Here is a 20,972-nt window from a genome sequence, read left to right on the forward strand (position 1 = left end):
GCCATTGAAGCCGCTGTATGACGATTTGTGGATCTCCACGCCTGAATTTCCGGCGGAAGATGCCGTTAATGATTTAATGATGCACGGCTTTATGCTGCGCCACCCGCGCGGCAATCTGCTGATTGGCCGCGTGGAGCATCCGCTCGATCTGGAGATACTGGCCGATGAGGGCGGCGTGATCCGCCACTATCTTACCCACTGGCATGAGGCCGCGCCCGGCGCCGTCGCGATTCAGCAGCGTTTTAACAGCGCGCTTTACTGCCACAGCCGCTCGCTGGGTCCGGTTAGTCGCATACTGGAGCCAGACGATACCTTTACCCATCAGGAAGTGCATTTCGGCGATTTCCATCTGCTGCCGACGCCGGGCCATACGCCGGGCAGCAGCAGCTTTCTTTATGCGTCGCCGCTGGGACGCACCTACCTTTTTGTCGGCGATACCCTGACGCGCGATCACCACCGCTGGATCACCGTGCTGGTGCCGGAAAGCAACCCTCACGAGCTGCAACAGTCGCTGGAGTTCTACCGCACGCTGCGGCCCGATGTGGTATTGATGAGCACCACGCGCGGGCATCTTCCGTGGGTGGAGGTGACGCTGCAAAGCTGGCTGGCGGCCATTGACGAGGCGGAGCAGCAGCCGCTGGATATGCGCCAGCAGCCGCTGTTTTGATTACAGTGTTTTGCTGAGATAGTGGCGCTGATGGTGACGCGGGTAGTTATCCAGACTGAAGCGCAGAGAGTAGCCTGACTTTTCGTAGAACGGCCGCGCCTGAAAGCTGGCGGTATCGACCTGCGCATAGCAACAGCCGCGCCGACGCGCCTCCTCTTCGGCCGCTTTTATCAGCCTGCTGCCCACGCCCTGCCCGCGCAGCTCGTCGCTGACCCACAGCATATCGATGCGTAGCCAGTTGCCAGCGGTCGAGCCGGTCAGCCCCGCCCGTTTTTTGCCCTGCTCATCGGTAACGAAGACGCCGATGGCTTTAATCTCATCGATATTAATAAAACGGCTGTTGAAAGCATTCAGGCCAAGGCGCACCTCATCCAGATCATGATGCGTAACGGTGTCTGTAACCTCTAGTTGCATAAACTCTCCGGCTAAGATCGGTCAGGAGTGGGGATGGTCGCGATCGTCATAAGGCTCAAGGGACAGTTGATCGACATCGCGCGTTTCGCTGCGGCTACAGGGTAACAGCCGGTCGCTGTCGTGGTAAACGAAGAAGGTTTCTTCATTCGCTTTATTAATGACCAGCTGGTCGCCGTTTCGAAAACGGGTAATGGAAACCTTATCGCCGCCGTCCAGGCGGGTACGCTGCTGTCCGGCAGCGATCTGGAAATGGCGTTGCGGCCAGCTCAGGGTGCTCAGACCATACTGCGCGCGGGAGATGGTCATGGTCGGTCGGCCTGGACAGGTGATCTGGAACTGGGTATCGCTCCAGGCGGGCGCGATACAGCTGCTCAGTAAGCCAAGGGTAAAAAGTGTGGCCTTCATTAGCGGCTCCGTGAAAGTGATGCTCTGATTTAATTAACTATTTTCAGGGTACCACATCGCACGACAGGAAAAAGCGCAACGACCCGCGCAAGGCGGGTCGAAGTGTGTCAAAAACTGTCGTCAGTTGCCGACTTCGGACATATCTTTAATAGTGTCGCGATTAATCTGCTGCTCTTTACCGTAGACATCTTTGTAGGTGATCATACCGGTATCGTCATCTACTTTGGGCTTGCCCTGCGCCACTATGGTGCGACCGTCAGTGGTGTGCAGAACGTGGTCGTTGGCGCAGCCAGCCAGCAGCAGGCCCAAAGTGAAGGTTCCAGCCAGCATCAGCGTTTTTTTCATATGTCCTCCTTGTGTGGGTTCGCTTTAGGTTTAGCACAGCCTGGGGAAAGCGAAACCAGGAACAGGTTGAAAACGCATTGATTCCTAAAGGAGAGTATATGAACCGGCAAGACGCCCTGTTTCAGCGTCTGGCGCAGTCGCCGTTTCGCCGCCGTTTTCACTTAGGCGTAAAAGAGCGCGACTATTGCCTGGCTAAAGGTCCTGAGGTTATTGATCGGCACGCGGCCGATTTTGTTGCGCAGCGGCTGGCGCCGGCGGAACCGAAAAACGACGGCAAGCAGACGCCGATGCGCGGTCATCCGGTCTTTATCGCCCAGCATGCTACGGCAACCTGCTGTCGCGGCTGTCTGGCAAAGTGGCACGGGATTGCGGCTCATCAGCCGTTGAGTGAAGCCGAGCAGGCCTGGATTGTCGAGGTGATCCATCGCTGGCTGGTCGGTGAAATGAACCGGTAAATGTCCGGCGTCGCCTGTCGCCACGCCGGACGGAAGATTAGTCTGCCGCGACCTCTGCGGCGATCAGCATCAGCGCCAGCGAGGCGCTTTCCGTATCGAATGCCTGCATGACGTCGCGAATTGCGCCCACGCAGGCCATCACCTGTTGCTTCTTTTCCGCCTCAAGCTTCTCAATCGCATGACGGATAATCATTAGACTCGCTTCTTCTTCTTTCATAACATTCCCCCTGAATCGCCAAATTTATGCGCAAAGATGGCAAGAATACCTTTAATGTGCTACTCAAGTCACCCTCTGGCACATGCAGAGCTTAACTATTAATCAAATACCAAATGGGAAGCCGCGCCAGACCTGCTATGATCACAATAGCCGGAACGTAATACGTCAAAATTAGCGCCACGACATTCTCAGGGACAGAAGCAGGTACAGGATATGTTGCGACTCACCTTACTGATTATCATTACGCTGCTCGCGGGCTGCGCCTCAGGTCCCAAAGGGGTAGACTGCCCCGGCGAGGTCAGCACTATCTACGGTCAGCCTATGGGCCAGACGCAGGCGACAATTTTTGACCTCGTTAACGCCTTCACCGTCAGCCGCGACGGCGTCCGCGTAGAGAGTGGGACACTCCACTCGCTGAATCGTTTCAAATATGTGCCCTCTTCTGTTACTGCGGAAGGCTATTATGCGCAGCGGCTGTCAGATAAGCAGTTCCGCCTGATTAATCCGCATCAGGACACCATGATTACCTGGACCTGTCCTTAGGCGTGCGTCCCGCCGCCAGATCGTTTATTGTCAGGGGCTTGTCAGACAGCAGGCTAAGCTCCTATGGAAAAGCGACTGGATAACAACGGCTACATTGATTTTCCCTTTCCCGCCACGCGCAACGAAGACGGCTCGCTTAATCCGTGCGGAATCGATCTGACGTTGCAGACAGAGCGCATTGATGAGATTGCCGTGCTGGCGCTGTCGGCGAACCTGCGTCGTTTGCTGGAAGAGGTGAATTTACAGGATGGGCTGTTTATGACGCTGGCCTGCGACTGGCAGCAGCGCGCGGATGCGGTATGCGGCTTTATTGACGTCGCCTTTCGTCCTGACGTCGCCGTGGCGCAGCAGGAGACGCTGGCGCTGGATCAGGCCTTTGCGCGCTATCTGCGCGAACAGGCAGCGCAGCACGCGATGGAAACCGATGCGCTACTGAACTATGCCCGCGGCGTGCTCGACTGGGGCTGGTCGCCGCTGCGCCAGCGCCAACGCGAGTATGAAAAGGTGACGGTGATGTACTACTGTCAGCAGCGTGACGAGGCGGAGTGGTGCCTCGACCACCTGCGGCATTTTCTGGTGAGCTGGTATCCCGCCTGCCGCCAGGAGCTGAGGGTATCTCAGGCGTAATGCGATCGGCGCGCTGCCCCGGCGTCAGGGTTTTACCAGACGAATAGCGTGCTCAAGCATACGCTGTTCATCGCGCTCGCTGTGAGAGCGATGCTGGCGCGCACGCTTCAGCAGGCCGGTAATCTCTTCCCGTTTTGTCTCGTGGCCCGATTCCGCCAGCACCACCACCGCATCGCCAATCACGCGACAGACTTCATCATAATCATCTTCGTTTAATACATCGCGCTTCATGGCTCCTCCTGTCTGGAAATCGGTTGTTAAAAAGCGTATCCAGAAACAGTAGTCATGATTAACAGGCCCTGCAAACCCTGCGACAGGGAAAGCCGGGGCCTGCGGCGGCGCGCCTGCGATCAACGCCGCGATAAATATTCACGTACTCGCTGTCGCCTCAGCCTCCCTGACAGTCGTGTCGGCAAGCGCGCCACCACAGAGAGCGGTGTGTCGCTCTCTGTGCATTAGCGCATCCCTGCCTTCTGATGCTCGTGTCGTTGTTAACGGCAATATCATTTTCCTGTGTGTGTTGCCCACCCGGCTGAATAGCTATCTGCCCGGTCTGCCATGTTTTCCCATCAGGAGCCGATGAAACAGATGGTAATGATTTTTCGCCAGGCGCTGAGAAGGACGCCAGACTGGCCTGCGCGCCAGGCTCTCACCCTGCGCCAGCCCTGCGATACGCGCCGCTGCGCAGTCGTCGGCGGGCGCGCCAGAGAGTCGCGCGCCGGTTACTCCGCGTCGGTTATGCAGCGATAAAAGGTAACAAAATCGTAAGTATCCAGCATATCCGTTGGGCTTTGCTACGCTTTACAGAGTGCTAACCCAAAGGAGACGAACTATGTCAGGAAAAATCGAAGATACCGTTAAAGAAGTTGCCGGTGCCGCTGAGCAGCAGTGGGGCGAAGCCACCGATTCACCGCGTCATCGCGTGCGCGGCGCTGCGCGTCGTTATACAAACCAGGCGTCCTATGCTGCGCGCGACGCGGCGGACTGCATTAAAGATCAGGTTCAGTCAAATCCCCTGGCTGGACTGGCCGTTGCCGGCGCCGTCGGCGTGGTAATCGGCTTCCTGCTGGGACGTAAGTAATCCCGCGCGCCTCCCTGCGTGATGCCGGGAGGCTTGAAAGGGACGCCCGTCCCTTTCTGCTTTATTTCGGCTGTCGCCGCAAAATCGCCATACGGCCCTCCAGCGTCCGCGCGATCGCCTTCTGCCGATAAGGCGTAAGCTTGCGCCACTCCTGCGCCTCTTTGCGGGTGCGCCCACAGCCTTCGCACCAGCCGCTTTTCCCCTCAAATACACATAAATCGATACAGGGAGATTTTACCGCCATAACGTCGCCTCTTAATCTGTTTGCACTGGCCACAGTCTGCTTTTTAGTCGCTTGCAAAGCAGCAAAATGCGCTCTATGCTTCGCCTCAATATACTATACCCCAGTATAGATAATAAGAGAGGATTTATGGCGCATACCCAAAAAAACCAGAAGAGTTTGCTGACCCGCGTTCGGCGCATCAAAGGTCAGGCGGCATCGCTGGAAACGGCGCTGGAATCGGGCGAGGAGTGTCTGAAAGTCTTGCAACAGGTGGCAGCGGTACGCGGCGCGGTCAACGGCCTGATGAGCGAATTACTGGAAGGCCATATTCGCGAACACCTGATGAATGGCCATGCCACGGCGCAGGAGCGCAGCGACGACCTGGAAGACATCGTGGCGGTGATCCGCTCTTATCTTAAATAGACAGGCTGGAACGGCTCTGACGGGCAGGTTCAGTCACAGGTGAGAAAAAATGCTCTGGCTTATCTCAAAATATGCGATTACCGCGTTTATGGTGGTGTTGATCTCAGAAACGGCCAGGCGCAGCGATCGCCTGGGCGGCCTGATTGCCGCGCTGCCGCTGGTCACCGTGCTGGTGCTGATCTGGATGAAGCTGGAGGGGCAGACGCAGGAGAAGATCGCCGCTCATGCCTGGTATACCTTCTGGTATGTGGTGCCCACGCTGCCGATGTTTATCCTGTTTCCTTATTTGTACCAGCGCACCGGCTTCTGGCCGACGCTGGGCCTCTCCTGCGTCATTACCGTTGCGCTATTTGTGCTGTGGGCATTGCTGCTAAAACGCTTTGGCATTGCGCTGATGTAGACGCGCGGCGGCTGGCTACAGCCGCTGCTGACGATCGCTTTTCTCTAGCGTCATCAGCGCCGGAATGCTGATCAGCGCCGTCGCCACCACATACCAGGCAGGAATATCCAGATTACCGGTTTGCTTCATTAGTCCGGTAATAATCAGCCCGGCGCAGCCGGAGAACAGCGCGTTTGACAGCGAATAGGCCAGCCCCAGGCCGGTGTAGCGCACCTGGGTGGGAAACATTTCGGCCAGCATGGCGGGTCCCGGCCCCGCCAGCAGACCGACAATGCCGCCGGCAATAAATACCACCAGCGCGCTGACCGCCAGCGAGGTCGTTTCGCCCTGCAATATTTTCAGCAGCGGAAAAGCCAGCAGCAGCAGTAACAGGCTGGCGGTCACCATCACGCGCCGCCGCCCAACTTTATCGCTGAGCCAGCCCGCGGGCAGAATGGTGGCGGCAAACCCCAGGTTCGAGATCACCGCGATCAGCAGCGCCTGATTAAAGCCGGTATGCAGCGCCAACTGCAAATACGTTGGCATGATCACCAGACAGGTGTAGCCCGCCGCCGACCAGAGCATCACGCGCGCGATGGCCAGCAGGATAGTTTTTACCGTCTGGCTGACGCTGGCGCGCGGCGGTTGCGGCTGCTGATGCTGGCGGATAAAACTCGGCGTCTCCTCCATGCTCAGACGCAGCCACAGCGCAATCAGCCCCAGCGGCAGCGCCAGCAGAAAGGGAATCCGCCAGCCCCAGCTCAGCATCGCCCCGGCGCTCAACAGCCCGGAGAGCAGCGCCACCACCCCTGCCCCTGCCAGCAGCCCCAGCGCCACGGTAAAAGATTGCCATGCGCCGTAAAGGCCGCGCTTGCCCGGCGGCGCAAACTCGGTCATCAGCGACACCGCGCCGCCATATTCGCCGCCCGCGAACAGCCCTTGCAGAATGCGCAGCCCGGTCAGGATCAGCGGCGCGGCGATGCCCAGCGTCGCCTGGGTCGGCACCAGGCCGATCAGCGTGGTCGCCAGCGTCATCAGCAGCAATACCGCAATCAGCGTGGGCTTGCGTCCGGTACGGTCGCCGATGCGGCCAAAAATAATCGCCCCAAGCGGGCGAAAAAAGAAGGCGATAGCGAAAGAGGCGTACGTCAGGATCAGGCTGCTGAGCGCCGATGCGCCCTCAAGCTGAAAAAAATTGTGCGCGATCAGGGTGGCGAGAAAGCCGTAAACGGCAAACTCATACCACTCGATAAAATTGCCGACCGAACCGGCAATCAGCGCGCGTCGCTGGCGCTGCGCCAGCAGTTGAGGATTTTCCACAGGCGTATCCTTTATGACGGGCCGCGTAATGGAGCTAAGTATAGAATTGGGTCGCGCGTTCGACCTTAGCGCGCAACAACGCGACGCGGTTTCTCCATGCGGAACCCCAGCCCGATCAGCCGACCAAAGACAAAGCGCAAAAACGGCCATTTGCGCAGAATGCGCGGCATCGGGTTTTTACCGCCCGTAGCGGAGCCTTTGCGGCTCATTTTGATTTGCAGAAACTGGGTCGCGACGGTGGGAAACTGGCGGCGCTTCTGCACGCGCGCCAGATCGCGCAGGCTTACCCTGCCGCGCCGCAGCGGCACGGTAAGATAATTAGCGGCAGCCACCGCATCCTGAATCGCCAGGTTGACCCCTACGCCGCCGACAGGCGACATGGCATGCGCCGCATCGCCGATACACAGCAGGCCGGGCTTCATCCACTTCGTCAGTCGGTCGATGCGAATCGACAGCAGCCGGATCTGCGACCAGTCGCTTATGGTTTCCAGCCGTTCGGCGTTAAAGGGCGCTACGCTGGCGATGCGCTGTTTTAGCGCGTCCAGTCCGGCGTGCTGCAACGCCTCAAACTCCCCTTTCTGAATGGTAAAGCCGCACTGCCAGTAATCGCCGCGGTCGATGAGGATAAAATTATTGCGCGGCCCGCTGTGGCCGGTGCCCAGCGCCGGATCCTCCGGCTGCTTATCCAGTCGGAACCAGATCACGTCGCGCGGCATGCCAAACGAGCGCCCCGTCAGCCCCGCTTTTTCTCTGACGGCGGAATGCCGACCGTCCGCGCCGATCACCAGCTTTGCGCGCACGCTAAGCGTTTCCCCGTTATGCTGCGCAGTCACGCCGCATACCTGGCCCTGTTCCACAATCAGATCGCTGAGCGCCGTCGAGGTTAATAGCCTGAAGCCGGGAAAGGTTGCGCACTCGCTGGCAAGGAAATTGAGGAAGTCCCACTGCGGCATAAAGGCGATAAAGCGGCAGCGCACCGGCAGGCGCGAAAAATCCGCCATCGTGACCTGTTCGCCGCCCATGTCCGCCTGCAATTTTTCAGCGCGCTGATGCGGCAGCGACAGCAGCCTGTCGAGCAGCCCCAGATGATGCATCACCTCCAGCGTTGAGGGATGAATGGTATCGCCGCGAAAATCGCGCAGAAAATCGCCATGTTTTTCCATGACCACGACCTGCAGGCCGGCACGCGCCAGCAGATAGGCGGTCATCAGGCCAGCCGGGCCGCCGCCGACAATGCAGCAGTCAACGGACAGAGCGGTTTCAGACATAAAGCCTCCTTAGTTATCGCCAGACAGTCCAGCTGTCAGCCATAAAATACAGCCTGGTTGCCGGGATTTTGCCGTCTGGCTTGAACGATCCCGTCTGGCTGCCAGGCTTAAAGATAACGTCAACTACCCACATTAAGGAGAGAGCATGTCGAGATTTACAGGAAAAGTCGTCGTTGTTACCGGAGCGGGATCGGGCATTGGTCAGGCGACGGCGCAGCAGTTTTCCCGTGAAGGCGCTGCGGTGGTGCTGGTCGGCAGAACAGAGCAAAAACTGGAAAATACCCTTAAGCTGCTGACGGCAGGCGACCATCTGGTCGCGCCCTGCGATGTCGCGGACGCGGACCAGGTTAAGGCGCTGCGCGATCGCGTGGCAGAGAAATATGGTCGCGTCGACGTGCTGGTCAATAACGCGGGCAGCGTGGTGCAGGGCCTTATCCACGAGGTGCAGCCGGACGACTGGCATAAGCTGATGAAGGTCGATCTGGATGGCGTTTACTACTGCATCCACTATTTTATGCCGGATCTGCTTAACACCAGAGGCAACGTGGTGAATATCTCGTCGGTCTCTGGTCTGGGCGGCGACTGGGGCATGAGCGTCTATAACGCGGCCAAAGGCGCGGTCACCAACTTTACCCGTTCGCTGGCGCTGGACTACGGCGCCGACGGCGTGCGCGTTAACGCCATCTGCCCCGGTTTCACCTTTACCGATCTGACCGAGGATATGAAAGAGGATAAGGCGCTGCTGGAGCGCTTCAACGACCGTATCGCGCTGCGCCGCGCCGGTCAGCCGGAGGATATCGCCAGTGCCGTGCTGTTTATCGCCAGCGACGACGCGCGCTATATCACCGGGGTTAACCTGCCGGTCGACGGCGGTCTCACCGCCTCTAACGGTCAGCCTAAACAGGCGTAACGCCGAGGAGAAAACATGAACCAGGATTATCTGATTTTTGGCGCTGGCTACCACGGCGAGGTAAAAAGCTTCGAGGCCGGCCAGGTCGAGGTGCAGGTTGAGATCAAAGCGCCGGAGGAGACCGAGAGCAGCACCTCGCCCAGCCGGGAAGCGCTGCAACAGTATACGCTGCCGGTTACCGTTATCGCCGTAGACGGCAAACGCTATAACGTGGCGACGGAAGGCCACCCCAGCGAGGATGAGGTCAAAGAAGCGGTCGAGCGCTGGCAGCCGCAGCCGATCCAGACTGACGAACTGCTGTAACCCGTCAAGGCGCGGCATCACTCCGATGCCGCTGCCGCAGCCTGCTGCATCTCCACCAGCACCAGCGGACACTTCTTTACTTTGCAGGCGTGGCTGTAGGCCAGCGCGCACACCGAACAGAGATCGCCTTCCGACTCATATTCATACTCTGTGAAATAACGGACGCCAGCGCGCTGAGACTGCGCGGCGCGGAATGACGCTTCAGCCAGAATCACATCCAGCTCACGGAAGGTCAGCGCGGAGGGATTATGAAATCCCACTTTGATTCGATAGATAGCCATAAAGGGATTATTCACGCACGGAACGCGGGGAGCCAGACGATAATAGTATTTGGTGTGATAGCTGCGGATTATCAGCAAGATAACCCGCAGCCTGATTTATGCGGCGTCGCTCGCGGTCGCCTTCTCTGTTTCGCCAAAGCGCTCGCGCATCAGCGTCTCGATCTGCTCCAGCGATTTGCCGCGCGTTTCCGGCAGCATGGTGGCGACAAACGCCAGCGATGCCACGTTAATCACGGCAAAGATAAAGAAGGTGCTATTGCCCGCCACCGACAGCAGCGGCGGGAAGGCGAAGGCCACCGCCGCGTTGCAGATCCACTGAAACGACACCGCGGCCCCGGTCAGCACGCCGCGCACCTTCATCGGGAACAGCTCTGACATCAGCAGCCAGTAAACCGGTGAGATGCACATCTGCATAAAGAACAGGAACAGCATAATGCAGCCGAGCGCCAGCAGGCTCTGCGTCATGTTTTGCGGCATAAAGACCAGCACCGAACCCAGCGCCAGCTGCGCGGCGATCACCACGCAAAGCCCGGTGATCAGCATGGCGCGACGGCCAAAACGCCCGACCGCGCGAATCCCGGCCATCACCGCCAGCACCGACACTACGCCGTTGCCGATGGTCGCGGCAATCGAGGCGCTGGTGCCCATGCCGGTAGTTTTCAGAATAATCGGGGTATAGTACATAAAGGCGTTGACGCCGGTGAACTGGATAACAATCCCCATGCCCGCGCCCAGCAGCAGCAGGCGTACCACCCATTTCTCGCGCAGCAGCTCGCCGGCCGAAGGCCCGCGCTCGGCTTCGCGCGCCTGCTTGCGCATCGCCGCCATCTCTTTGCGCACCTCGCGCGGCGTTTCACGCAGCCGCTTCATAATGCGCATCGCCTCTTTGACGCGCCCTTCCGCCACCAGCCAGTGCGGCGAAGCGGGAACGAAGAAGGTGCCGATAAACAGCAGCGCGCCGGGGATCATCGCCAGCGCCAGCATATAGCGCCACATTTTCGGATCGTGCAGCAGGTAGCTCATCAGCGCGCTGACCACGTAGGCCAGCAGCTGGCCGGAGACGATCATCAGCTCGTTGCGGCTGACCAGCGGCGCGCGATGGCGCGGCCCGGCAATTTCCGCAATAAATACCGGTACGGTAGAGGAGCCGCCGCCGACCGCAATGCCCAGCAGCAGGCGCATGGCGACCATCACCTCAACGTCAGGCGCGACGGCGGTGCCGATAGCGCCCGCCACAAACAGCAGCGCCAGACTGCGCAGGGTAATGCGGCGACCAAAACGGTCCGAGACATAGCCGCTGAGAAAGGCCCCCACCGCCGCGCCGAAAATCAGCGAAGAGGTGACCAGTCCTTCGGTAAACGGCGTTAAATCCAGGCCGCCCTGATCGGGCGACAGCGTCATATAGGGCAGCGCGCCGGAGATAATACCGGTGTCATAGCCAAAGGCCAGCGCGCCCATCGTGGCGACCAGCACCACAAAAAACAGTCGCTGGCGAACGGTATCTGCCGAGGGTGCGCTGCTGTCGGTTGCTTCAGGTTTAGTCTGCTCCACATTCACTCCATGAGGTTTAACACCCTGAATTTGCGCATAATTTCGCCAACCCAGGCAAGAGTAACAAGTATAGATGCACTTTTTAATTTGTGACGGCGATCACCTGATTTTCCCGCTGAACGCCGTCAGACCCGCGCGACGCCGCTCCGGCAACTCTGCCAGCGTGGACTATGATTGATTTTCGTATGGCGTCGTACTGAGCCAGTCGCGGTCAAAACGCAGGCTGGCGCGGCAGACCAGCCCTCACCGCCGACGGCGTTCCATACGGGTTTCCGTCTCACCTTTTGCCATCTGCATCGCCGCCCCTGTAGCGCGCGGTGTGGTTTATCGATCACATTTGATTCAGACGAGGTCATTGAATGGAGTCAGCATCATTTACCAAAAGCTGGGGCGCTGAATACGTCGCCAGCGATGCCGTTCGCTTTCGTCTCTGGGCTACCGGTCAAAACAGCGTCAGCCTGCGTCTTAATGGTCAGGATACGAGGATGAGTCCTGCGGAAGATGGCTGGTTCGAACTGCTCTCAACCGGGGTCGCGCCCGGCAGCGAATATAACTTTGTGCTGGCCGACGGCACGGTGGTGCCGGACCCTGCCTCGCGCGCGCAAAAAGATGAAGTGAATGGCCCGTCGCTGGTGGTCGATCCCGCGCACTATGTCTGGCAACATCAAGACTGGCGGGGACGCCCCTGGGAAGAGAGCGTGGTGTATGAGCTGCATATTGGCACCTTTACGCCGGAGGGCACCTTCCAGGCGGCGACAGAAAAGCTGCCTTACCTCGCGGAGCTGGGCATTACCATGATCGAGGTGCTGCCGGTTTCCCAGTTCGGCGGCAATCGCGGCTGGGGATATGACGGCGTGCTGCTCTATGCGCCGCACGCCGCCTATGGCACCCCGGATGACTTTAAAGCCTTTATCGATGCCGCCCACGGCCACGGCCTGTCGGTGGTGCTGGATATTGTGCTGAACCACTTTGGGCCGGAAGGCAACTACCTGCCGCTGCTGTCGCCGGACTTTTTCCATAAAGAGCGCGTTACGCCCTGGGGCGCCGGCATCGCCTACGACGTCGACGCCGCGCGTCGCTATATCGTTGAGGCGCCGCTGTTCTGGCTCAAGGAGTATCGCCTCGACGGGCTGCGCTTTGACGCCATCGATCAGATCGAAGACAGCTCAGAGAAACATGCGCTGATTGAGATTGCCGAACGCATTCGCGCGGAGATCGTCGATCGGCCCGTTCATCTCACCACCGAAGACAGCCGCAACGTGATTTTCCTTCATCCGCGCGACGAACAGGGCGGCACGCCGCTGTTTAGCGGTGAATGGAACGACGACTTTCACAACGCCATCCACGTTTTCGCTACGGGTGAAACCCACGCCTATTACCAGGATTTTACCCCGCATCCGGAAAAACATGTCGCGCGCGTGCTGGCCGAAGGCTTTGCCTATCAGGGAGAGGTATCGCCTCACAGCGGCGAGGCGCGCGGCGTCGACAGCCGCGGTCAGCCGCCTGCGGCCTTTGTTGATTTTATTCAGAACCACGATCAGGTCGGCAACCGCGCGCTGGGCGAACGGCTGATTTCGCTGATCGGCGCGGAGCGTAATAAGGTGCTGCTCGCCACCCTGCTGCTGTCGCCCCATATTCCGCTGCTGTTTATGGGCGAAGAGTATGGCGAAACCCACCCTTTCCTTTTCTTTACCGATTTCCACGGCGATCTGGCGAAAGCGGTGCGCGAAGGTCGCGCGAAGGAGTTTGCCGGTCATGCCGGGCATGAGGGCGAAAGCGTGCCGGATCCCAACGCCGAAGAGACCTTTACCCGCTCGAAGCTCGACTGGCAGAAGCCGCAGAGCGAGGAAGGCCGCGCGTGGCTGGCGCTGTCGCGCAAGCTGCTGGCGCTGCGTCAGCAATATATCGTGCCGCTGCTGGCGTCGGCAGGCGGCCACAGCGGCACGGTAGAGCACAGCGCGGAGGGCTTTATTCAGGTGAGCTGGCGTTTTCCTGCCGGTACCCTGTCGCTGGCGCTTAATCTCGGCGAGACGACGCGTCCCCTTCCTGAACAGCCCGGCGAGACGCTGTTCGCCTGGCCGGAAAACAGCCGCGACTTACCGCAAAACGCCGTTATCGTGCGCCTGGCGCAGGGAGACACGCAATGAGTATTCCAGCCTCAACTTATCGCATCCAGTTTCGCAACGGCATGACGTTCGACCGCGCGGCGGCGCTGGTGCCCTATATCAAACGGCTTGGCATCAGCCACCTCTACGCCTCGCCGATTTTCACCGCCACCCGCGGCTCCACCCACGGCTATGATGTCACCGACGCCAATGAGATCGATCCCGCTATCGGCGGCCGCGCCGGCTTCGACCGGCTGGTCGAGACGCTGAAGCAGGCAGGCCTTGAGCTGATTATCGACATCGTCCCGAACCATATGGCCGCCTCGCTGGAGAACGCCTGGTGGCGCGACGTGATTGAGCACGGCGAGCAGAGTCGCTACGCGCGCTACTTCGACATCGACTGGTCGCGCCGCCTGACGCTGCCTTTCTTAGGCGATACTTTCGAAGCTGTACTGGAAAACGGCGAGATCGCCGTTAAGGCCGATCCAGAGAGCGGCAAACCGGCGTTTGCCTACTACGACAGCTTCTATCCGCTGTCGCCGCAGAGCTGGCAGGGACAGGAGGCCGACGTGCTGGCGCTGACGGATAAGGCGCAAATCGCCGCGCTGCACGATCGCCAGCCATGGCGGCTGATGTCGTGGCGCGATGCGCCGCGCGATCTCTCCTATCGCCGCTTTTTTGAAATTACCGGTCTGGCGGGCGTGCGGGTAGAGGACCCGGACGTCTTCGCCGCCAGCCATCGGCTGATTCTGGAGCTGGTGCATTCCGGCGCGGTCAGCGGCCTGCGCGTGGATCACGTCGATGGCCTGGCCGATCCCAAAGGCTATCTGGAGCAGCTGCGCCAGCAGGCGGGTCCGGCGTGCTACATCACCGTAGAGAAAATTCTTGGCGCAGACGAGCAGCTTCCGGCCGACTGGCCGGTTTCCGGCACCACCGGCTATGAGTTTATCGCCTCGCTCTCTGACGCGCTGGTAGACGGCCGCCAGATTGCCGCGCTGCGTCAGGCTTATGATCAGGCCATCGGCGAGCCGGTGGATATGCGCGCCGAGCTGCGCGCCGCCAAACTGCTTATGGCGGATAAAAACTTCGAGGGCGAATTTACCACGCTGCTGATGCTGGCGAACGGCATGGCCAGCGCCTCTGGAGCGACGCTGCCGGAGCGCGATCTGCGCGCCGCGCTGCGCGAGCTGCTGGTCGCCTTCCCGGTTTACCGCAGCTACGGCACCCCGGCGGGTATGCCGCAGGAAGGCGCGGCGCTGCTCCAGCGCGTGGCCGAGACGGTACGCCATGACGCGCCAGACCTGCAACCTGCGGCGCTGGATTTCCTGCTGCGCATTCTTAACGGCGAACTGGCGCCGCAGCTGGCGCACGATGCCGCAACCTTCCGCACCCGCTTCCAGCAGCTGACCGGCCCGCTGATGGCGAAGTCGGTGGAAGATACGCTGTTTTTCCGTCAGCACGCGGCGCTGGCGCTCAATGAAGTCGGCGCAGAGCCGCTGCCGCGCGCCTTTTCGCTGGCGCGTTTTCATGACGAGATGCAGACGCGCCTTGAACGTCAGCCGGACGGCCTGAGCAGCACCTCGACGCACGATACCAAGCGCGGCGAAGATGCGCGCGCGCGCCTCTATACCCTGACCGAAGCCCCGGAGCGCTGGGCGGAGAACGTCGCCCGCTGGCAGCAGATGAACCGCGATGCGGTGGTAGCGCTCAGCGAGGGTCCCGCGCCAGAACCGGCCGTGGAGTGGATGCTTTATCAGGCGCTGGCGGGCGTCTGGCCAGCGTCCGGCGCGCCAGACGCTGAGGATCTGGCCGCGACAGAACCGCGCTTTATCGGCTTTGTCGAGAAAGCCCTGCGCGAGGCCAAGCTGCGCACCAACTGGGCCGACGGCGATGACGCCTATGAACAGGCGGTGCTCGACTATGCGCGTCGTCTGCTCTCTCCGGCTAACGCCGAATTTATCGCGGATTTTAACCAGGCGCTGCTGCCCTTTATCGCCGCCGGTCTGATTAATTCCCTCAGCCAGACGGTGATTAAGCTCACCGCGCCAGGCGTCCCCGATATTTATCAGGGCAGCGAAGCGCTGAACTTTAGTCTGGTCGATCCGGACAACCGCCTTGAGCCGGACTTTGCCGCGCTACAGCAGATGCTGGAGGTAACCGGCGACTTCGCCGCGCCGGAAAGCTGGCAAAGCGGGCAGCTCAAGCAGCAGGTTATCGCCACCCTGCTGCCGCTGCGCCAGCAGTATCCCGCGCTGTTTCGCCACGGCGACTATCTGCCGCTGGTGGTTAACGGCAATGAAGCCTCCCATGCGGTCGCCTTTGCGCGCGCTGACGAGGAGCACGCGCTGATTGTCGTGGTGCCGCGCCTGGCCTTTGCCCGCCAGCGCTACAGCGAAGGCACCGCCATTACGCTGAAAGAGCCGCTGGCGCAGCGCCGCTATCGCCATCTTTTCACAGGAGAAATGTGTGACCTGACCGACCGGCTGAGCCTGGCCGCGCTCAACAGCGGCGCGCCGCTGGTGCTGATCAGCGCCTGACAGAAAAAAAACATGTCATTCATCGCGTGGTTTGTGGATAGCATTTTACTGAATGGAGAGAGATAAATGTCTGAGGGTAAACAGGTTGAAATTACAGCGGGTTCAGGCCATCAGCTGGGGGCTAACTACGATGGCGAAGGGGTTAACTTCGCGCTTTTTTCCGCCCACGCCGAGCGCGTGGAGCTTTGTCTGTTTGATGAGAGCGGCCAGCACGAGATCGCCCGACTCGATCTGCCGGAGTTCACGCATGAAGTGTGGCACGGTTATGTGCCAGGCCTGAAGCCCGGCGCGCTGTACGGCTATCGCGTTCATGGCCCTTACGATCCGGAAAACGGCCACCGCTTTAATCCGAATAAGCTGTTGATCGATCCCTATGCGCGCGAACTGGCAGGCAATATTGAGTGGAACGAGGCGCATTTCGCCTACGATCTGCTGCATGAAGATAAAGACTTAACCTTTGATACCCGCGACAGCGCGCCCTTTATGCCCAAGTGCCGCGTTATCGATCCGAACGCGTTTGACTGGCAGGACAACAACCGTCCCGTTATTCCCTGGCCGAATGCGGTGATCTACGAGACGCATGTCAAGGGCTTTACCCAGCTTAACCCGGCGCTGCCGGAGGCGCTGCGCGGCACCTATGAAGGCATGGGGCATAAAGCCACGGTCGACTACATTAAGAGCCTGGGCATTACCTCGGTCGAGCTGCTGCCGGTGCACTGGTTTCCGGACGATCAGCACCTGCTCGACAAAGGACTGAAAAATTTCTGGGGCTACAACTCCATCGGCTTTTTTGCGCCAGCGCCGCGCTACTACGGGCCGCGCGGCATTCAGGGCTTCCGCGATATGGTGCGCGCCTTTCACGACGCCGGTATCGAGGTGATCCTCGACGTGGTGTACAACCATACGGCGGAAGGCAATGAACTGGGTCCGACGCTGTCGTTTAAGGGCATCGATAACTTCTCCTACTACCGTACCCTGCCCGATCAGCACCGCTATTACATCAACGACACCGGCACCGGCAACACGGTCAATACGTCGCATCCGCGCGTGCTGCAGATGGTGATGGATTCGCTGCGCTACTGGGCCGAATCGATGCATATCGACGGCTTCCGCTTCGACCTGGGCACCATTCTTGGCCGCGAGCCTGAGGGCTTTGATCAGCGCGGCGGCTTTTTCGACGCCATGATGCAGGATCCGGTGCTGTCGAAGCTAAAACTGATCGGCGAGCCGTGGGACATCGGTCCCGGCGGCTATCAGGTGGGCGGTTTCCCGCCGGGCTGGGCCGAGTGGAACGATAAGTATCGCGATACGGTGCGCGAATACTGGAAAGGCGATAACGTCTCGACCGATTTCGCCGCCCGCCTGCTTGGCTCTGGCGACCTCTACGATCAGCGTGGCCGCCGTCCCTGGGCGAGCGTCAACTTTATTACCGCCCATGACGGCTTTACGCTAAACGATCTGGTGTCGTACAACGAGAAACACAACGCGGATAACGGCGAGGATAACAACGACGGGCACAACGATAACCGCTCGTATAACTATGGCGCGGAAGGCCCGACCGAGGATGAAGGCATCAACGCGGTGCGCGAGCGCCAGAAGCGTAATTTCCTCGCGACGCTGTTCTTCTCGCACGGTACGCCAATGCTGCTGGCCGGCGACGAGTTCGGGCGCAGCCAGTTGGGTAACAATAACGGCTACTGTCAGGACAGCGAGATCTCCTGGGTGCACTGGGAGAATCTGCCTGCAAGCGCAGAGGCGCTGCGCGAGTTCACACGCCATATTATTCGCCTGCGCGCGGAGCAGCCGCTGTTGCGTCGGGAAAACTGGCGCGACGGGATGGAAATTAAGTGGTTCAACGCCGGCGGCGGCTTCCAGCAGGCGGAGCAGTGGGAAGAAGGCTCCACGCTGGGCGTCTATATCGGCCGGCCGGATCTGCAAACTGAGGAGGGCATCTGGCACGACGTGCTGATGCTGATTAATCCCTTTGAAGGTACGGTGCCCTTCCGCATCCCGCAGTTTGGTGAGGGAGGCTGGGTGCTGGAGCTGACCACCTCCGACAATGATAACTGCGGGCTGGTCATCACTAAAGAGAAGGATTTTGAGCTGGAAGGCCGCAGTCTCGCCCTGTTCCGACGCCCCTGAGTCCGTTGTCTGACGGTTAAATGCCGCGCCTGTTGTTTCATCAGGCGCGGTATTTTTTGACCTGCCTTAACGGCAGATACCGGCGAAAAACCGGCTTTTTATGTGACGTACATCACATTTCAGCACAAGCTGTTAAATTGTACAACCAGGTTTAAACCTGTACAAAAATAACTTTTTTCCCCTTTGCCGTTAAGCTATTAGGTAATCTTTTATTAGGAAACAGTTATTTCTCAACCTAATTAGCCATAAGTTTCATCCAGAATGTCACATTGCAAAATATGACATCACCTTACATAGTTGAAGCGTATTAGATTCTTTTTAATTCTTGTTTCTTTTTTATAGAGAGGAATTGGTATGACTCAACGACGTGGTGGTGCAGGCAATTTTGCCGCTAATCCAGAAAGGGCGCGCGAGGCAGGAAAAAAAGGCGGCCAGATGAGCAGCGGCAATTTCAAATATAACCGGGAACGCGCGGTAGAAGCTGGTCGGGTCGGCGGCAAGCTCAGCCGCCGCTCAGCTGCGGAAAAGAGTCCCAGTTAATCGTCAAAAACAGCCGGGAAGCTATTCCCGGCTGTTTGCAGAAAAAAACACGCGTTCGATCCCTTTCCTGAAAAATAGTGAGCTGCGGCATTACGCATTTATCATAGCCACCTGCCCGACCTTCAATCTCTTATTTTTCTCTTCTGCCTTCCAGGTCAATTTTATTACCTCTGAACTCTGCCAGAAAAAAAATCGAAACCAGTCTATTGCTGTTATATTTCAAAAAAAAGTTACCGCTTCGTTTTATTTCGCGCCGGGACTTCTGTGGGCAAAAATAACCTCTGCTACCGTGCCGTTTTTGCGCGTCTCCGACTCCAGCACGCGATTCAATACGCTGACATAGTCCATGACCAGTCCCGGCGTCCACGTCATGCCTTCGGCTCTGCTGCGGATCAGGCTCAGCAGCCAGAAGTCGGGATTCAGCAGCGCCTCATAGCCATGCGTGCCCAGCAGCCCTTCAGTGGCGACATCCAGCGCCTGCATCACGCTGGTTGAGCAGTTGCGCGAAGTCAGGTTGTAGCGGCAGTCCTGACCGTGCCTTGCCCAGTAGTGGCTCAGCGCCTGCTGGTTATAGCGGCGCAGCGACAGCCGCTTATCCGGCAGGCACCAGGTTTTCACCTCGCGGGCGAACGAGCGCTGATGAAAACCCGCCACGTCGTTCTCTTCGCGCGCATGCAGCATGCGTAAAAAGCCGCTGAGGTTACAGGTCATATCCTCGACCGGATAGAGACTGACATAGAGGCTGTCGCCCATCTCCAGCGCGGTATGGCCGGTCGACACCTGGCCGCGATGATCGATCGCCGCGACCCAGCGGTCAAACCAGGGGCGACGACCGGCGACGTTGCCGGATCCCAGCGGCGTCCAGATATAAATCGTGAGCGGCGTGCTGACCGGCTCCCCGGCATAAGGCGGGTGCAAATAATCGAAGCCGTGCGGCCTGCGCAGCCCTTTGCGGGTAAACAGCGGCAGCGCCGCGACGCTGGTGTTGGGCGGCAGCGCGCGAATTTGCCACGCCATCTGTAACAGAGAAAATGCCCAGCCCAGCAGCAGAACGGCAAATCCCAGCGGGATGGTGACGCGATGAGGCAGCGGCCAGTCGCTGACAATCAGCAGGCTAAACAGCCACTCTGCGCCGCCGATCGCCAGCTTGTATTGCCAGCGACGACAGCGCATCAGGCTACAGGAGATAATGCGGAAGCCGCCGTCAAAGATAAAGGCGATGGCGAACAGCCAGGCCAGACTGAGACCTTTCACCTGAGGCGCAGCCAGCATCATCGCCCCCAGCACGATCAGCGATAACGCCTTGAGCTTTGCTCGCCAGCCGCCGGATGCCACGACGCGCGCACGCCAGGCCTGCATTAGCCCTTCGACGCTCAGGAAGATGCCCAGCAGGCAGAGAGGAATCAACAGCGTGCTGTGATCCAGCATATCCAGCACAATGCCTGCGCTGGCCGCGATACAGAGCAAGCCGGTAAGCAGCAGCCACGGCCAGCTGGCGCGCAGCGCCGGGCCGCCCATTAATAAAAAAAGCAATCGCAACAAAGCCGTACGCCCCTGTCAAAATGCTCAACGCCTGATTTGTCTTGTTGGATGCCGTGCGGCAAGGGATGTTCCTTTTCCGGCAGGCCATATCCTTATCGTTGAAGGTCGGTTGAATCAGTGAGCGAAGCGTACGAGAGAAAGATTAATTTTCGCTTAATGCGCGGGATAAAAAACGGCCTGAAGCCGGGGAACGCTTCAGGCCGGACGGTTAGTTGCCGCGGTAGGTCGAATAGCCGTAAGGACTCAGCAGCAGCGGAATGTGGTAGTGCTGGTTACTGTTATCGAGCGTAAAGATCACCGGGATCTCCGGGAAAAAGGTTTTCTGTTTTACGCCAGCGTAATAGTCGCCGGTTTTAAACACCACTTTATAAACGCCCTGCTCCGCCTGTTTTCCTGCGGGATACAAGGCACCGATCCTGCCGTTAGCGTCGGTCACGCCCGTTGCCAGCTTTACCCAGTTGCCGTTTTGATTCTGATCCAGCTCCACCGCCACGCCAGGCGTCGGGATGCCGGTTTGTAAATTCAGTACGTGCACGCTGATCGCGTTTTTCATCGCCGCAGGTTCAGCGGCGGAGGCAGAGAAAGCACAGGCCAGAACGGCGGCACCACAGATCGCTAATACACTTTTCATAAGTCATCCTTTTTTATGTTGACGCCATCAGCCTAAACCAGCCGCTGCGTCATGGCGCAACTT

The 20,972-nt window shown here is 59.2% G+C and carries 26 protein-coding genes; 14 read left to right on the forward strand and 12 right to left on the reverse strand.

The window, feature by feature from the left end; all coding sequences use genetic code 11:
- Window positions 1–4: 4 nt before the first annotated feature.
- The gene (locus BBB56_RS15775) at window positions 5–667 is read left to right on the forward strand and encodes an MBL fold metallo-hydrolase (RefSeq protein WP_123801892.1); all 663 of its coding nucleotides are present in this window, start codon (window positions 5–7) and stop codon (window positions 665–667) included.
- Here BBB56_RS15775 and BBB56_RS15780 read toward each other — a convergent pair whose 3' ends face one another.
- The 3 genes from BBB56_RS15780 to BBB56_RS15790 form a co-directional block, all read right to left on the reverse strand.
- Window positions 668–1,081: a GNAT family N-acetyltransferase gene (locus tag BBB56_RS15780; protein ID WP_123801893.1), complete on the reverse strand. Its 414-nt coding sequence runs from the start codon at window positions 1,079–1,081 to the stop codon at window positions 668–670.
- A 21-nt stretch (window positions 1,082–1,102) separates the two neighbouring features.
- On the reverse strand, window positions 1,103–1,486 hold the full coding sequence (locus BBB56_RS15785; RefSeq protein WP_123801894.1) for a hypothetical protein: 384 nt from the start codon (window positions 1,484–1,486) through the stop codon (window positions 1,103–1,105).
- Window positions 1,487–1,606: 120 nt separating this feature from the next.
- Window positions 1,607–1,831 (reverse strand): YgdI/YgdR family lipoprotein, encoded by a 225-nt coding sequence (locus BBB56_RS15790; RefSeq protein WP_123801895.1) that lies wholly within the window; start codon window positions 1,829–1,831, stop codon window positions 1,607–1,609.
- Window positions 1,832–1,929: 98 nt separating this feature from the next.
- Between BBB56_RS15790 and BBB56_RS15795 the strand changes: the two genes are divergently transcribed.
- On the forward strand, window positions 1,930–2,286 hold the full coding sequence (locus BBB56_RS15795; RefSeq protein WP_123801896.1) for a DUF4186 domain-containing protein: 357 nt from the start codon (window positions 1,930–1,932) through the stop codon (window positions 2,284–2,286).
- A 37-nt stretch (window positions 2,287–2,323) separates the two neighbouring features.
- On the opposite strand, the gene BBB56_RS15800 is transcribed toward BBB56_RS15795, so the two are convergent.
- The gene (locus BBB56_RS15800; RefSeq protein ID WP_123801897.1) at window positions 2,324–2,503 is read right to left on the reverse strand and encodes a hypothetical protein; all 180 of its coding nucleotides are present in this window, start codon (window positions 2,501–2,503) and stop codon (window positions 2,324–2,326) included.
- A gap of 213 nt (window positions 2,504–2,716) precedes the next feature.
- Here BBB56_RS15800 and BBB56_RS15805 point away from each other — a divergent pair, with 213 nt between their 5' ends.
- Together BBB56_RS15805 and BBB56_RS15810 are read left to right on the forward strand one after the other, a co-directional pair.
- Window positions 2,717–3,046 carry a hypothetical protein gene (locus tag BBB56_RS15805; RefSeq protein WP_123801898.1) on the forward strand — a complete coding sequence of 110 codons (330 nt, stop codon included), beginning with the start codon at window positions 2,717–2,719 and terminating at the stop codon, window positions 3,044–3,046.
- A gap of 63 nt (window positions 3,047–3,109) precedes the next feature.
- Entirely contained in the window at window positions 3,110–3,673 is a 564-nt protein-coding gene (locus BBB56_RS15810; protein WP_123801899.1) for a hypothetical protein, read from the forward strand.
- A gap of 24 nt (window positions 3,674–3,697) precedes the next feature.
- On the opposite strand, the gene BBB56_RS15815 is transcribed toward BBB56_RS15810, so the two are convergent.
- Window positions 3,698–3,904: a DUF2767 family protein gene (locus BBB56_RS15815; RefSeq protein ID WP_123801900.1), complete on the reverse strand. Its 207-nt coding sequence runs from the start codon at window positions 3,902–3,904 to the stop codon at window positions 3,698–3,700.
- A gap of 348 nt (window positions 3,905–4,252) precedes the next feature.
- On the opposite strand from BBB56_RS15815, the gene BBB56_RS23505 reads away from it, so the two are divergent.
- Both BBB56_RS23505 and BBB56_RS15820 read left to right on the forward strand, forming a co-directional pair.
- On the forward strand, window positions 4,253–4,423 hold the full coding sequence (locus BBB56_RS23505; protein WP_158673940.1) for a hypothetical protein: 171 nt from the start codon (window positions 4,253–4,255) through the stop codon (window positions 4,421–4,423).
- Window positions 4,424–4,505: 82 nt separating this feature from the next.
- On the forward strand, window positions 4,506–4,754 hold the full coding sequence (locus BBB56_RS15820; protein ID WP_123801901.1) for an ElaB/YgaM/YqjD family protein: 249 nt from the start codon (window positions 4,506–4,508) through the stop codon (window positions 4,752–4,754).
- A gap of 61 nt (window positions 4,755–4,815) precedes the next feature.
- On the opposite strand, the gene BBB56_RS15825 is transcribed toward BBB56_RS15820, so the two are convergent.
- Window positions 4,816–4,998, reverse strand: a complete 183-nt coding sequence (locus tag BBB56_RS15825) for a DUF1289 domain-containing protein (protein WP_123801902.1) — start codon at window positions 4,996–4,998, stop codon at window positions 4,816–4,818.
- A 126-nt stretch (window positions 4,999–5,124) separates the two neighbouring features.
- Here BBB56_RS15825 and BBB56_RS15830 point away from each other — a divergent pair, with 126 nt between their 5' ends.
- Together BBB56_RS15830 and BBB56_RS15835 are read left to right on the forward strand one after the other, a co-directional pair.
- On the forward strand, window positions 5,125–5,400 hold the full coding sequence (locus tag BBB56_RS15830; protein ID WP_123801903.1) for a metal/formaldehyde-sensitive transcriptional repressor: 276 nt from the start codon (window positions 5,125–5,127) through the stop codon (window positions 5,398–5,400).
- A 49-nt stretch (window positions 5,401–5,449) separates the two neighbouring features.
- On the forward strand, window positions 5,450–5,800 hold the full coding sequence (locus BBB56_RS15835) for a DUF3147 family protein (protein ID WP_123801904.1): 351 nt from the start codon (window positions 5,450–5,452) through the stop codon (window positions 5,798–5,800).
- A gap of 15 nt (window positions 5,801–5,815) precedes the next feature.
- Here the strand turns inward: BBB56_RS15835 and BBB56_RS15840 are convergent, their stop codons facing one another.
- Window positions 5,816–7,099, reverse strand: a complete 1,284-nt coding sequence (locus BBB56_RS15840; RefSeq protein WP_233593043.1) for an MFS transporter — start codon at window positions 7,097–7,099, stop codon at window positions 5,816–5,818.
- 65 nt (window positions 7,100–7,164) lie between these two features.
- Window positions 7,165–8,367, reverse strand: coding sequence for an FAD-dependent oxidoreductase (locus BBB56_RS15845; protein ID WP_123801906.1), 1,203 nt, complete (start codon window positions 8,365–8,367; stop codon window positions 7,165–7,167).
- A gap of 145 nt (window positions 8,368–8,512) precedes the next feature.
- Between BBB56_RS15845 and budC the strand changes: the two genes are divergently transcribed.
- Window positions 8,513–9,277 carry a meso-2,3-butanediol dehydrogenase gene (gene budC / locus BBB56_RS15850; RefSeq protein WP_123801907.1) on the forward strand — a complete coding sequence of 255 codons (765 nt, stop codon included), beginning with the start codon at window positions 8,513–8,515 and terminating at the stop codon, window positions 9,275–9,277.
- Between the two features lie 15 nt (window positions 9,278–9,292).
- Window positions 9,293–9,580 carry a hypothetical protein gene (locus BBB56_RS15855; protein ID WP_123801908.1) on the forward strand — a complete coding sequence of 96 codons (288 nt, stop codon included), beginning with the start codon at window positions 9,293–9,295 and terminating at the stop codon, window positions 9,578–9,580.
- A 17-nt stretch (window positions 9,581–9,597) separates the two neighbouring features.
- Here BBB56_RS15855 and BBB56_RS15860 read toward each other — a convergent pair whose 3' ends face one another.
- Together BBB56_RS15860 and BBB56_RS15865 are read right to left on the reverse strand one after the other, a co-directional pair.
- Window positions 9,598–9,861: a hypothetical protein gene (locus tag BBB56_RS15860; RefSeq protein ID WP_123802001.1), complete on the reverse strand. Its 264-nt coding sequence runs from the start codon at window positions 9,859–9,861 to the stop codon at window positions 9,598–9,600.
- A 96-nt stretch (window positions 9,862–9,957) separates the two neighbouring features.
- Entirely contained in the window at window positions 9,958–11,412 is a 1,455-nt protein-coding gene (locus tag BBB56_RS15865; RefSeq protein ID WP_123801909.1) for a sugar porter family MFS transporter, read from the reverse strand.
- A 359-nt stretch (window positions 11,413–11,771) separates the two neighbouring features.
- Between BBB56_RS15865 and treZ the strand changes: the two genes are divergently transcribed.
- The 4 genes from treZ to BBB56_RS15885 all read left to right on the forward strand — a co-directional run bounded on the left by treZ (window position 11,772) and on the right by BBB56_RS15885 (window position 18,736).
- Window positions 11,772–13,559 (forward strand): malto-oligosyltrehalose trehalohydrolase, encoded by a 1,788-nt coding sequence (treZ, locus tag BBB56_RS15870; RefSeq protein WP_123801910.1) that lies wholly within the window; start codon window positions 11,772–11,774, stop codon window positions 13,557–13,559.
- Window positions 13,556–16,054 (forward strand): malto-oligosyltrehalose synthase, encoded by a 2,499-nt coding sequence (treY, locus tag BBB56_RS15875; protein ID WP_123801911.1) that lies wholly within the window; start codon window positions 13,556–13,558, stop codon window positions 16,052–16,054. Before treZ ends, treY begins: the two co-directional genes overlap by 4 nt.
- Before the next feature lie 66 nt (window positions 16,055–16,120).
- Complete coding sequence (glgX, locus tag BBB56_RS15880; RefSeq protein ID WP_123801912.1) at window positions 16,121–18,196, forward strand: glycogen debranching protein GlgX; 2,076 nt, start codon at window positions 16,121–16,123, stop codon at window positions 18,194–18,196.
- A 354-nt stretch (window positions 18,197–18,550) separates the two neighbouring features.
- The gene (locus BBB56_RS15885) at window positions 18,551–18,736 is read left to right on the forward strand and encodes a con-10 family general stress protein (RefSeq protein WP_123801913.1); all 186 of its coding nucleotides are present in this window, start codon (window positions 18,551–18,553) and stop codon (window positions 18,734–18,736) included.
- Window positions 18,737–18,979: 243 nt separating this feature from the next.
- Here BBB56_RS15885 and BBB56_RS15890 read toward each other — a convergent pair whose 3' ends face one another.
- Together BBB56_RS15890 and uraH are read right to left on the reverse strand one after the other, a co-directional pair.
- Window positions 18,980–20,278, reverse strand: coding sequence for an HdeD family acid-resistance protein (locus BBB56_RS15890; protein WP_123801914.1), 1,299 nt, complete (start codon window positions 20,276–20,278; stop codon window positions 18,980–18,982).
- Between the two features lie 208 nt (window positions 20,279–20,486).
- Complete coding sequence (uraH, locus tag BBB56_RS15895) at window positions 20,487–20,909, reverse strand: hydroxyisourate hydrolase (RefSeq protein ID WP_123801915.1); 423 nt, start codon at window positions 20,907–20,909, stop codon at window positions 20,487–20,489.
- Window positions 20,910–20,972 lie beyond the last annotated feature (63 nt).

It is taken from the genome of Candidatus Pantoea deserta (assembly GCF_003813865.1).
GTDB lineage: Bacteria > Pseudomonadota > Gammaproteobacteria > Enterobacterales > Enterobacteriaceae > Pantoea > Pantoea deserta.